Genomic DNA, 13,058 nt, shown 5'->3' on the forward strand with positions numbered 1-13,058 from the left:
GAATTATATTGAGAATAATCTTCCTCAAAATTTAAATATGGATTGTTGTAATTTCTATTGAATAAAAAACTTATTGCTAAACAAGACTATTTTTGTCTGAATAGTTCAGCTTAAAGAAAATAAAAGTCATCATAGAGAAAGCCAGCAAAGAACTTCCTCCGTAACTGAAATACGGGAGCGGAATTCCTACGGTAGGGAAAAGCCCCATAACCATCCCTAAATTGATTGAAAAGTGCATCAGCAGAATCGAGGCAAAACAATAGCCGAACACCCTGTTAAAAGTGGATTTCTGGCGTTCTGCAAGATAGTAGATCCGTCCGATATAGACCATATAACATAAAACCAGCACAGCACTTCCTATAAAACCCCATTCTTCTCCAACAGTACAGAAAATATAATCTGTCTCCTGTTCCGGAACGAATTTCCCCTGTGTTACAGATCCTTCGCGGTATCCTTTTCCGGTCAGTCCTCCAGATCCGATTGCTGTTTTTGAATATAATAAGTTATACCCTGAAGTATCCCGGAATGCTTTTTCTCCTTTATAAAGCACTTCAATTCTCTCTCTCTGGTGCTTAGGAAGCTTTTCCAGAATATAAGGTGATCCAAAGGCTAGTCCGCAAAGCAGAAGAATAGATCCCGAAATACCTGAAATAGAAATCACATCCCATGACATTCTATGGTAGTTCATGGCGATTAAAACTCCGGCAATAATCAATATCGTAATAACGACATACAGAGGAGGAATGGCCAGGGAAACAAGAAATACTCCTGCGAAAATAAATCCAACCCCAAACAGCATTCCGCTAAGTCCTTCTCTGTATAAAGCAATAAAAAAGGCTATAAATACAAGCATGGAACCTACATCAGGAATAGCAAGCACCACAGCCGCAGGAATTCCTATAACAGCAAGTGCTGTCCAAAGGGATTTTTTATTTTTAAGATTAAAGTCTGGTCCGGAAACATAGTTCGCCAGCATCAGAGCGGTTCCTATTTTTGCAAATTCTACAGGCTGCATGGTAAAGCTTCCGAACTTATACCAGTTCTTCTGTCCCAAGATCTCTTTTCCAAAAGGAAACAAACCAATCAGCAGCAGAACCCCGCCTATATAGATTATTCCTGCCATATTTTCGAAGAACTTACTTCTTCCTACAAATATCACAAGCCCTACAAACAAAGAAATACAAAAGAATACAAGCTGCTTTTCTCCCAGCTTCTGATCAACACTGTAAATATTGGCAATAGCAAAAATGCAAAGCAGGAAATACAGTCCGAGACCTAATTTATCTATTCCTTCTGCCCACTTCATTGCTTTATAGGTTTTTTGTTATTTTTAGTTTCTTCGTCTATCTTTTTCTGAAGTTTGGCTTTTTGCTGCTTCACCCGCTCCAGACTATCTTTTATTCTTTTTTGCTTGATTGAATCAGGTTTAGGATCAACATATAAACCTTTACGTTTTAAATCTGCAATCCATTGCCTTTTATACTCAGGCATGAAACTCGAGGTAATCATCTTTTTATACAGATTCTCTCTTTTCAAGTCACCTGTAATATATTTTTCAGCAATTACCGTACAAGCCGGCCCGGCCCACGTAGCTCCAAATCCGGCATGCTCCATTACTGCCACTACAACAATTTTAGGTTTATCAGCCGGGGCAATCAATACAAAAATAGAATTATCTTTTCCTTGCGGAACCTGAGCTGTACCTGTTTTAGCTAATTGTGTAAAGTCGTTGGATTTCAACCCTCTTGCCGTTCCTCTCAGAACTACCGCTTCCATACCTTTCAGAACCGGTTCGAAGTGTTTTTCATCAACCAGGGTTTTATGTTTAACCTTAAATCTTGGATCAGGATTTGGTTTTCCATCAATTGCTTTTACAATATGAGGGGTATAATACCATCCTTTGTTAGCAATAGCTGCTACATAATTGGCCAGCTGAATTGGGGTTACCAAAACATCTCCCTGCCCCATCCCGTTATAAATAGCACCGGTTGACATTTCATCCCAGTTTTTAAAATCAGTTCTCTGGGAACCACTTGCCTTCATGATGGCTTTAAACCTTTTCTCATAAAAGTCTCCTGAAGGGATTCTTCCTTTTGCACCCACGGCAAAATCATTATTCAAGAATTCACCAACTCCAAAACTGCTCATGATCTTTTTCCATTCATCAACACCTTTTGACGGATTTCCCGGATATTTTTTGATGATTGCAATAAACGCATAAGTGAAGAAACAGTTACTGGAAACCTGAATTGAAGGAATCAGCGGATCTGCCCCACCATGACCTTTAATTCTTTTACCTTTATAGAAAAATCCGCCTCCACAAGGAAAAATAGTCTTTTCATCCATAACTCCCATCTGCATTGCCGCCAGGGCAGTCAACAATTTGAACGTTGATCCCGGAGGGTATCCGGCCTGTAAAGAACGGTCAAAAGTAGGCTTGTTTTCGTAAAGAGTATCTTTTGATAGGGCATATAAATTTTTTGACTTATAGGGCCCTGTGAAAAGGTTCGGATCAATATCCGGTCCGGTTGCTGCAACCAATACTTCTCCATTATTAGGATCCAAAGCTACAATTGCACCGTGTTTGTTGACCAACATTTCTTCAGCTGTTCTCTGAAGATCATAATCAATGGTTAACGTAATATCTTTACCTGTAATTACATCTTTATCTAAAGATCCGTTTTTATAAGAACCAATATTTCGGAGCTTGATATCTTTTTGGATATATTTCACCCCTTTTACTCCACGAAGTTCTTTTTCATAAGATTTTTCAACTCCTGTTTTTCCGATGAAATCTCCCGGTAAATAGTATACAGAATCTTTTTTTATTTCACGTTCATTCACCTCACTGGTATACCCCAGAAGGTTTCCGGAAGTAGAAACTTCATACTGACGCTGAGGTCTCGAAACAATGCTGAATGCCGGATATTTGAAAATGATTTCCTGTACTCTTGCAATATCTTCCCTGCTGAGGTTTTTGATAAACGTCATAGGGGTCAGCTTTGAATAATATTTTTCTTTTTTAATAAGATTGATTCTGTTGATAAAGTCATTTTTAGAAATCTGCATAAGCCCGCAGAAACCCAAGGTATCAAAATCAGGCTTCATCAGGGCCTGGGTAAATGAAATTTCATAGGCAGGCTGATTTCCTACCAGGATCTTTCCGTTCCTGTCAAAAATAACCCCTCTCTGCGGGATTACATATTCTGTCTTAATGGAAGTATTAGCTGCATTCAGAGCATACCGGTCTGTAAACAGCTGTAAATAGGCAAGCCTCGCTACAAAAATAAGAGCGATAACAACGAGAATGGAAAAGATTTTTAAATAACGTGTGTTCAAACTTTTTGTTTGATTTTAAATATTAATGCATAAATAACGATAAATATAAAGGAAATTATACTTGTTATCACAACATTAAGTAATATTTCAAAAAACCTGCTAAACTTAAAAAATTCAATATACTGCACTACAAGCTGATGCAGGAAGATACTGGAAAACAGAAACAGCAAAAATTGCGCCCATTGAAGGGACTGAAAAGAAAAAAAGTCTGTAGATGTATCTGTAGAAGTTCTGAAGATTAATGTTCTGAAATACGCAATAAGTGTTGTTGCAAAAGCATTGATTCCCCATGTGTTGAGGAACCCATCTACAGAAAGCCCTATTAAAAAGCTTAGCGCTAAAAACTGAAATTTATTTCTGAAAAAGGGATAAAACATTACAAATACAGGATATAATACCGGAGTATATTTCCCAAAAATAGTAATCCTGTTCAATACAAAAATCTGTAATGCAACAAGAAAAATCATGATCAATATATCGGTAAATAAAGTCCTGCTAATCATTTTCCTTTTTTATTACAGCCTGCATCGTGTCCTGAATTTTCTGCACTTCAGCTTTTTTCAGGTTTTTCACGACATACACTTTATTCAACGCTCCCATTTTTTCACTCAGCTCTACTGAGATATCCCAGAAGCCTGTTTTATTGTCTACTGAATATCCGGCAATAGTTCCTATCGTTACCCCTTTTGGAAAAATAGCAGATTTTCCATCTGTAACAACGGTGTCTCCTATTTTTAAAGCAACATATTTAGGAATATCTGCAAGGTGCATCACTCTGGAATTATCTCCATTCCACGTTAATGTTCCAAAATATCCGGAATTTTTAAGGGCAGCATTAATTCTGATTGTATTGACACTTAATACAGACTGAACCAATGCATAACTGTCTGTAGAATTGATCACAATCCCCGCGATACCCCTAGGAGCCATTACCCCCATTTGAGGAAAAACCCCGTCTCTACGGCCACGATTAATTGTAAAATAGTTATTTCTTCTGTTGATACTGTTGAAAACAATTTCACCATCAACAAAAGTATAGATCTGTCCACCACCTAAAGTATCATGAACTTTTCTGAACATGGGATTCTTTGCTCCTTCCTTACCGTAAAGTTCGGTCATCAGAGCTTTATTCTGTGCTACAAGATCCTCATTGGTCTGTTTCAGCTTCAGATAAGAAACCCCTTCATCAATATAACCGGAAACCCAGGAATTCAGCGCAGCCGTTTGGCCCGCAATCCAGGATCTCTGCATGGCGTTTTTAGAGAATATCAAAATGAGAGCAATAATTTGCAGAAATATAAAGAAGACAAAAAGAGCGTTCTTCGAAAATAATCTCAGCAAAAATCCCATTCAGATATAAAGTCGTAAAAAGTTAAAATTATTTAATTAAGAAATTGAATTTATCCATATTCTTAAGGGCGATACCGGTTCCGCGTACTACAGCTCTCAACGGATCTTCTGCTACAAAAACAGGAAGACCGGTCTTTTTGTGTAATCTGTCTGCAAGACCTCTCAATAATGCACCTCCACCAGCAAGATAAATACCTGTTTTATAGATATCAGCTGCCAGTTCCGGCGGTGTAAGGGAAAGTGTTTCCATTACGGCATCTTCAATTCTGATGATGGATTTATCCAATGCACGTGCAATTTCTTTGTATCCCACCATGATCTCTTTTGGCTTACCTGTGATAAGATCTCTTCCCTGTACCGGAATATCTTCAATATCCACATCAAGATCTTCAACCGCAGAACCTACTTCAATTTTGATTCTTTCTGCTGTTCTTTCTCCGATGTAAAGGTTATGGTGAGTTCTTAAATAATAAGCAATATCGTTGGTAAATACATCTCCTGCAATTTTCACAGATTTATCACATACAATACCTCCTAAAGCCACTACAGCAATCTCGGTAGTACCTCCACCTATATCGATGATCATATTTCCTTCAGGCTTCTGAACATCAATTCCTACTCCTATTGCAGCAGCCATTGGTTCATAAATTAGCCTTACTTCTTTTGCATTTACTTTCTGTGCCGAGTCTCTTACGGCTCTTTTTTCAACTTCAGTAATACCAGAAGGAATACAGATCACAATTCTTAGTGCCGGCTGAATGAATTTACCTTTAATTCCAGGAATTTTTTTGATAAATTCTTTGATCATATGCTCCGAAGCATGGAAATCTGCAATAACTCCATCCTTTAGCGGACGAATAGTCTTAATATCTTCGTGAGTTTTACCCTGCATATGTTTAGCCTGCTCCCCGACAGCAATCGGTCTACCCGTAGAACGTTCAATTGCGACAATTGACGGCTGATCTATAACAATTTTATTATTATGGATGATAAGGGTATTGGCAGTACCAAGGTCTATCGCAATTTCTTGCGTAAACATATCGAATAAACTCATATTTTTCTTCTGATTTTAAGTTTACAAAGATATAAATTTAACACTACTAAAGAAATTTAACGAGCATATAATTTGGTTAAAGTTTTATTAAAATTTACAATCATTTATTAACTTTTGCCCTAATCATTTACAGAGCCTGATTTAAACTAAAATTCATGGAAAGGGGGAGGAAAGGCAAAATCACGGAAAAATTCGCAAATCTGTTCATTTGCTAGGGGCGATAAATTGTTTTTTCAGCTTTCTTCTATTCTATCAATTTAATAAAAAGCACCAATAATCGGATGTAGTCAAATAGTTTTTTACGATAATTATCATATACATTATCAGAGGACGGTTAATGAAAAAAAACGTAAATTTGCGACTGCTTATGTTACAGTATTCCAACATCCATCAAACATCGAATTTTGCAGTGCTTTCCATCAGCTACGAGAAGGCTGATGTAGAAACCAGAGGCAAGTTTGCATTCTTTGATGAGAATATTAAAAACTTCGTTACCCGAATCCACAATGAGGATCTTGGTGATGCTTTTGTGGTTTCTACCTGTAACAGAACCGAAATCTACACCACTTCGCCCAATTATCTTCTGGTGGCAGAGGAATACTGCAAAACTATCGGAGTACATCTAACCGATTTTCTTCAGTTTGCCAATATTCTCACCAAAGAAGAAGCGCTGATCCATCTGTTCAGAGTAGCCGCGGGACTGGAAAGCCAGATTATTGGAGATTTTGAGATTATCGGGCAGATAAAAAAAGCATACAGCCGTTTTAAGAAAGAAAGGCAGAATTCAAACCCTTATCTGGAAAGAGCAATCAATGCTGCGATCCAGATTTCGAAAAGAATTAAAAATGAAACAGGCATTTCCAACGGAGCTGCTTCTGTTTCTTATGCCGCTGTTCATTACATCCTGAACAGTCAGAAAAGGATTACTGAAAAAAATATTCTTCTTCTGGGTGTGGGAGAAATTGGTCAGAATACTGTTGAAAACCTGGTAAAACATGTTTATCAGCCGAAAATAAAGATCGCTAACCGAACTCAGGAGAAGGCTGAAAAGATTTCTCAGAAATATAATATTCCTCATGTTGATTATTCTGATTTTGACAAGGAGCTTAGAAATACGGATATCCTGATTGTAGCAACGGGAGCCAAACACCCCATCGTTAACAAGTCTCATTTTCCCAACGGAAAGGAAACCCTGGTAATAGATCTTTCCATCCCGCATAACGTGGAAAAAAATATTATCGAAAATGAAAACGTAACGCTGATTGATGTGGATGAACTTTCCAAACAGATTCAGGAAACGATTCAGCAACGGGAAAAAGAGATCCCAAAAGCAGAGAAGATCATCAAAGAACTGATGAAAGACTTTATTGAATGGGAGAAAAAAAGAAAACTGGCTCCGAATATTCACCACTTCAAAGCCGTTCTGAAAAACATGGAACGCAATGAAATGCATAATTTTTATAAAAAAAATAAATACATAAACATCACGGACATGGAGCTTTCTGATAAGATGATACAGAAAATCACCAACCGTTTTGCAAAATATATTATAGACAACCCTTTAAAAGCCGAAGAAATTAGTAAATTAATGCACGAAATATTAGTTGAACAACCAAACAACGAATTCAATGAAAAGCATTAGAATCGGAACAAGGAATTCCGCACTTGCACTTTGGCAGGCCAGGGAGGTTGCGAGGCACCTTCAAAATAATAATTATTTAACGGAAATTGTTCCTATCGTATCTTCAGGCGATAAGAACTTAAACCAGCCGCTGTATTCTTTGGGAATTACAGGAGTTTTTACGAGAGATCTTGATGTTGCATTATTAAATGACGAGATCGATATTGCCGTACATTCTCTGAAAGACGTCCCTACACAGCTGCCTCAAAATATTGAGCTGATTGCTTATCTGGAAAGAGATTATCCACAGGATGTTCTTATTCGTAAGGAATCAGCACGAAACAAAGAGTTTCACGAACTTAAACTGGCAACAAGCAGCCTGAGAAGAAGAGCATTCTGGCTCAGAAATTATCCAAATGCTGAGTTTTCAGATATCCGTGGGAATATTCAAACCCGTCTTCAGAAACTGGAGGAAGGTGATTTTGATGCTACCATCTTATCTTTAGCCGGAATCAAAAGGATGAAAATGGACATTGATTATGAAATGCTTCCACTGATGATCCCAGCTCCGTCACAGGGCGTAATTGCAGTGGCCGGACACTCTGACAAAAAAGAAATCAACGAAATCTTAAGGCAGATTAATCATAAATCCACCCAGATTTGTGTAGAAATGGAACGAAATTTCCTGAGCACACTGGAAGGAGGTTGTACTGCCCCTATTGGCGCTTTTGCAGAAATCATCGAAAATCAGATTCGCTTTAAAGCAGCATTATGTTCACTGGACGGAAAGAACTGTATTGCTACTGATGAGAATTTCGAGTACAATGAAACAGAAAACTTTGGAGAAAAGTTCGCAAAAGCTGTTCTTGAGAACGGAGGAAAAGAATTAATGGCGGAAATCAAAAGCCAGATCTAGACTGATTTTACATCATTAATTTCAGTCTTTATTACTTTCTTATCTTTACCTTCCATCATCAAGCTTACCAACAATGAAAATCTTATTTACCAAAAACATAGACCCTGCCGTTATATCCAGAGAATTAGGCCCGGAAATTTCAGCTGACTGTGTTGAAGTAATTAAGACTTCACCGATAAGAATAACACCGTTTGACCTTAAAAATTACTCTTTAATTTTTACAAGTGTCAATGGTGTTACTTCATTTTTTGAAAACGGCTTTAAACCCAACGAAGATTTTACCGTAAAGAACTATAATAAAATCTACTGTGTTGGAGAAAAGACAAAACGGGAACTTAGAAAACATGGTTTCGGCACTTTTAAAGTATTGAAAAACGCTGAATCCCTTTCCGGTTTTATTATTGGAAAATGCCAGCACGAAAAGTTTCTTCACTTCTGCGGCAATCTGGCTATTGATGTTCTGGACAAAGATCTTCCTTTACAGAATATTAAGTATAAAAAGATTACCATTTACACGACAGAAGAACTATATCCTTCAGTATCTGAAAAATATCATGCTGCAGTTTTTTTTAGTCCGAGCGGAGTTCGTAGTTTTGCAAAATTAAATTCTCTGGATGGCATGAAAATTTTTTCGATAGGCGAAACAACTTCCGGAGAACTTAGAAAATATACAAAAGAGAAGATCTTTACATCAGAGGGCAACACTTTGATTTCAATTTTTGAACTGATAAAAAAAGAGCTTTAAAAATCTTCTAAGATCCATCAATAATAACTGCCTGAAAAGACAGGACGACAGTTTTAAGTTTAAATAAATTATGATTAAAAACGACTTATATTTAAAAGCACTCCGCGGAGAAACCGTTGAAAGGCCTCCAGTATGGATGATGAGACAGGCCGGAAGATATCTGCCGGAATTCATTGCTCTTCGTGATCAGTATGATTTCTTTACAAGATGTCAGACTCCTGAACTTGCCGCAGAAATTACCATACAGCCAATCAGAAGATTCCCTCTGGATGCTGCCATTCTGTTCTCTGATATTTTAGTGGTTCCCCAGGCTATGGGAATTGATTTTAAAATGAAAGAATCCGTAGGCCCTTGGCTGGATAATCCTATCAGAACAGCAGAACAGGTTCAGAATATTGAAGTTCCTGATGTAAATGATACCTTAGGATACGTTTTTGACGCTATTGAACTCACTCTTCAGAAACTGGACAATGAAATCCCATTGATTGGTTTTGCAGGTTCTCCATGGACGATTCTTTGCTACTGTGTAGAAGGAAAAGGCAGCAAAGCTTTTGATATTGCGAAATCATTCTGTTTCCAGCAGCCTGAAGCAGCTCACTTACTTCTTCAGAAAATCACCGATACTACCATTGCTTATCTTAAAAGAAAAGTAGAAAAAGGAGTTTCTGCCGTTCAGGTATTTGATTCCTGGGGAGGAATGTTATCTCCTGCTGACTATCAGGAATTCTCATGGCAGTATATCAACCAGATTGTTGAAGCATTAAGCCCATTAACCCACGTTGTGGTATTTGGAAAAGGATGTTGGTTTGCCCTGGAAGATATGACTATCTCCAAAGCTTCTGCATTGGGTGTTGACTGGACGATCACTCCTGAGTTTGCAAGAACTTTAACCAATCATACGATGACCCTTCAGGGAAATTTTGATCCGGCAAGACTGCATTCCACTCCTGAAACAATCAAAAAAATGGTGACTGAAATGATCAACCGTTTTGGAAAAGACCGTTATATCGCCAACCTTGGACATGGAATTCTTCCTAATATCCCGGTAGAAAATGCTGAAGCCTTCATCAGAGCTGTTGTGGACTGGAAACCAAACTCTGAATTTTAAATACAAACTGAATACAATCCTAAATAATAAGCCTCATGAGTTTTAAACTTATGAGGTTTTTACATCAAAAAAACTAAATCTATGGAAAACGAAAATAATCCTAATTTTGAGGACTTTATGAACTTTGTTAATCAAACCAGTGAAGAGAAAAAGCAGGAAATTAATACTGAGTTATATGGCAAAATATCTTTGTGTGTGGATCAGGTTATTGAGTTCCGGCAAAGTAAAGACCCGGGCCTTTTTATTACAACATTTCAGAAGCTTAAAGAAATAGCCTTGGAATGCGATATAGATGAGATTACCAACATCTTACTATACGAAAGAATTTACGCCACCCATTCAAAGGAATACAGCGAATTTTTCTCAGACATTGTGGTCCCTCAAATGTATGGAAAGATTAAAAAAGAAAATTTTCAGTATATCGAAAATATCATATTTACCCAGGAGGACAGCAAAAGAGAGCAGGCTCTGGTTATCTATCTCAAAATAGCCAAAGAACATGGCGAGCATCAGCGAAAGATTCTGAACTTTGTGGAACAGAACTATCAACAATTTTCTAAAAATCAAAAAGTTCTTTATTGTATGCTGACAGATGAAACACTGAGCCACAGCCCACACGCCAATAGAATTAAAAAATTAATGAACATAAAAGAATATTCATTAACCTATGGAGGTGATTACACTCGCGAAAGCAATCAGGAACACAAATCCCTCAATAAAAAATGGTGGGAAATCTGGAAATAAACTATAAAAAAACCTCTGAACATCCAGAGGTTAATTTTTTTATTATGAAAGCATTCGTTGCGCCTTTTTAACACCTTCTACGAGAAGATCAATTTCCTCAAAAGTATTGTAGACTGCGAAACTGGCTCTTACCGTACCTGCGATATTAAAGAAATTCATAATCGGCTGCGTACAGTGATGTCCCGTTCTTACAGCAATACCCATTTTATCAAGGATCATTCCTACATCTGAAGAAATACCCACTCCTTCCAAGTTAAAGGAAACAACACCTGTTCTTTTGGCTTTTTCACCATAAATTTTAATGTTATCCAACTGTAAAAGCTGTCGCTGTGCATATTCCAGTAATGCATTTTCATGATTCTGAATATTCTGTCTTCCTACTTTTTCCATGAAATCGACTGCTGCACCTAAAGCTATATTTCCGCCTACGTTAGGGGTTCCTGCTTCATATTTAAACGGAAGTCCTGCATAAGTAGTTCCCTCAAATGAACAGGTTGCAATCATTTCTCCACCTCCGTGAAACGGCGGCAACTCTTCCAGGATTTCACGTTTACCATATAAAATCCCTGTTCCCATCGGAGCATACATCTTATGACCGGAGAACACAAAGAAATCACAATCCAGTTTCTGAACATCAATATCGAAATGAGGTGCAGACTGTGCTCCATCAATAACAATATAGGCATCCGTATTTTTTCTGGTTCTGGCAATGATCTCTTCAATAGGATTCACGATTCCCAATGCATTGGAAACCTGATTCACAGAAACCACCTTAGTCTTTTCGCTTAAAAACCGATCCAGATAATCCAGCTGAAGAATACCATTTTCATCAATTGGAATAACACGCAGTTTAGCCCCCGTTCTTTCACACAGCATTTGCCAGGGAACAATATTGGAATGGTGCTCCAGATATGAAATAATGATCTCATCATCTTTCTTTAATTTCTGTGTCAGGATATAAGCGATAAGGTTTAAGCCTTCTGTTGTTCCTTTTGTAAAGATTACTTCAAAATCATGTTCAGCATTGATGAATTTTTGAATCTTTCTTCTGGAAAGCTCCATTTCTTCTGTTGCCAGCTGGCTCAATGTATGAATTCCCCGGTGAACATTTGCATTGATCTCTGTATAATATGCATGACAGACTTCTAAAACCGAATTTGGCTTCTGAGATGTAGCTGCATTATCTAAATAAACCAGCGGCTTACCGTTCACTTCCCTGCTCAATATAGAAAACTGGTTTCTTATTTCCTGAATGTCAAACATTTATTTATTTTTTAAATTAAAACGTTCTTATTTAGAACACTTCAAATTTACGGCTTTTTTTCCGAAAGGAGGTACCCGGTTAAGAGGTGATCGTTGTCATTTGATAGAAATATTCAATGATTCCAAGTGAAGAATGCTGATAAATAGAAAATTTAAATTCAGTAATTGTTTATTATCATTCTGTTTTAAGCACAAAAAAACCTGTCAAAAAATTGACAGGTTTATATGGTCTAAATAAGAAATTCTTATTCTGCAGATTTTTCTTCTGTTGTAGGAACATCAGGAGACTGAGTTGCCACTTCTTCTGCTTCTTCTTCATCTTCATCATCCATTGCAGCAGCACCTCCTTTCATTGCATTTCTAGACATCTTAACAGCTACAACAACTGCATTGTCCGGGTGCATGAAAGAATATCCTTCAGTTTTGATTCCTCCAACATAAAGTTTGTTACCAATTCTTAATGGAGTTACATCTACAACGATCTCATCAGGAAGGTTTGCAGGAATAGCTTTCACTTTTAGTTTTCTGAAAGACTGACGTAGAACACCACCAGCAACAACACCTTTAGAACGCCCTGTAATTCTTACTGGAACTTCCATAATAACCGGCTTATCATCAGATAACTGGTAGAAGTCAATGTGAAGAATTTTGTCTGTAATTGGGTGGAACTGAATATCCTGAAGAACAGCTGGAATAGTTTTTCCGTCAACTTCAATAGATACCGTGTGTGCTTCAGGAGTGTATACTAATCCTTTGAAAGCTCTCTCTTCTGCAGAGAAGTTCAAAGGTGCCTCACCTCCATAAACAACACAAGGAACTAATTCAGCATCACGTAAAGCTTTTGTAGACTTTTTGCCCACGCTTTCTCTTTTTGTACCTTGAATTGTAATAGATTTCATTTATAAAAATTTAAAAATT

Annotated in this window: 12 protein-coding genes; 5 read left to right on the plus strand and 7 right to left on the minus strand. The window is 37.4% G+C overall.

Annotated elements, in window-relative coordinates; all coding sequences use genetic code 11:
- Positions 1-76: 76 nt before the first annotated feature.
- From rodA to J2Y40_RS09815, 5 genes are read right to left on the minus strand one after another with little or no spacing between them, the layout of a single operon-like run.
- Positions 77-1,306 (minus strand): rod shape-determining protein RodA, encoded by a 1,230-nt coding sequence (gene rodA / locus J2Y40_RS09795; RefSeq protein ID WP_153397192.1) that lies wholly within the window; start codon positions 1,304-1,306, stop codon positions 77-79.
- Positions 1,303-3,339 carry a penicillin-binding protein 2 gene (locus J2Y40_RS09800; protein ID WP_153397190.1) on the minus strand — a complete coding sequence of 679 codons (2,037 nt, stop codon included), beginning with the start codon at positions 3,337-3,339 and terminating at the stop codon, positions 1,303-1,305. The genes rodA and J2Y40_RS09800 overlap by 4 nt, the downstream gene beginning before the upstream one ends.
- Positions 3,336-3,842, minus strand: coding sequence for a rod shape-determining protein MreD (locus J2Y40_RS09805; protein WP_153397188.1), 507 nt, complete (start codon positions 3,840-3,842; stop codon positions 3,336-3,338). The genes J2Y40_RS09800 and J2Y40_RS09805 overlap by 4 nt, the downstream gene beginning before the upstream one ends.
- Positions 3,835-4,689 (minus strand): rod shape-determining protein MreC, encoded by an 855-nt coding sequence (gene mreC, locus J2Y40_RS09810; RefSeq protein ID WP_153397186.1) that lies wholly within the window; start codon positions 4,687-4,689, stop codon positions 3,835-3,837. The genes J2Y40_RS09805 and mreC overlap by 8 nt, the downstream gene beginning before the upstream one ends.
- Before the next feature lie 28 nt (positions 4,690-4,717).
- On the minus strand, positions 4,718-5,743 hold the full coding sequence (locus J2Y40_RS09815) for a rod shape-determining protein (protein WP_027381028.1): 1,026 nt from the start codon (positions 5,741-5,743) through the stop codon (positions 4,718-4,720).
- A gap of 367 nt (positions 5,744-6,110) precedes the next feature.
- Between J2Y40_RS09815 and hemA the strand changes: the two genes are divergently transcribed.
- From hemA to J2Y40_RS09840, 5 genes are all read left to right on the plus strand, one after another.
- On the plus strand, positions 6,111-7,385 hold the full coding sequence (gene hemA, locus J2Y40_RS09820; RefSeq protein WP_153397184.1) for a glutamyl-tRNA reductase: 1,275 nt from the start codon (positions 6,111-6,113) through the stop codon (positions 7,383-7,385).
- Entirely contained in the window at positions 7,372-8,280 is a 909-nt protein-coding gene (gene hemC, locus J2Y40_RS09825) for a hydroxymethylbilane synthase (protein ID WP_153397182.1), read from the plus strand. The genes hemA and hemC overlap by 14 nt, the downstream gene beginning before the upstream one ends.
- Before the next feature lie 73 nt (positions 8,281-8,353).
- Positions 8,354-9,025 carry a uroporphyrinogen-III synthase gene (locus tag J2Y40_RS09830; protein WP_153397180.1) on the plus strand — a complete coding sequence of 224 codons (672 nt, stop codon included), beginning with the start codon at positions 8,354-8,356 and terminating at the stop codon, positions 9,023-9,025.
- 70 nt (positions 9,026-9,095) lie between these two features.
- On the plus strand, positions 9,096-10,133 hold the full coding sequence (hemE, locus tag J2Y40_RS09835) for a uroporphyrinogen decarboxylase (protein WP_153397178.1): 1,038 nt from the start codon (positions 9,096-9,098) through the stop codon (positions 10,131-10,133).
- Between the two features lie 81 nt (positions 10,134-10,214).
- Positions 10,215-10,877 (plus strand): hypothetical protein, encoded by a 663-nt coding sequence (locus tag J2Y40_RS09840; RefSeq protein ID WP_309998689.1) that lies wholly within the window; start codon positions 10,215-10,217, stop codon positions 10,875-10,877.
- A gap of 42 nt (positions 10,878-10,919) precedes the next feature.
- Here J2Y40_RS09840 and J2Y40_RS09845 read toward each other — a convergent pair whose 3' ends face one another.
- On the minus strand, positions 10,920-12,140 hold the full coding sequence (locus tag J2Y40_RS09845; protein ID WP_153397174.1) for a cysteine desulfurase: 1,221 nt from the start codon (positions 12,138-12,140) through the stop codon (positions 10,920-10,922).
- Positions 12,141-12,385: 245 nt separating this feature from the next.
- Positions 12,386-13,039, minus strand: a complete 654-nt coding sequence (locus tag J2Y40_RS09850) for a 50S ribosomal protein L25/general stress protein Ctc (RefSeq protein WP_153397172.1) — start codon at positions 13,037-13,039, stop codon at positions 12,386-12,388.
- Between the last annotated feature and the right edge of the window lie 19 nt (positions 13,040-13,058).

The sequence above is a fragment of the Chryseobacterium sp. 2987 genome (assembly GCF_031456375.1).
GTDB classification, from domain to species: domain Bacteria; phylum Bacteroidota; class Bacteroidia; order Flavobacteriales; family Weeksellaceae; genus Chryseobacterium; species Chryseobacterium vaccae.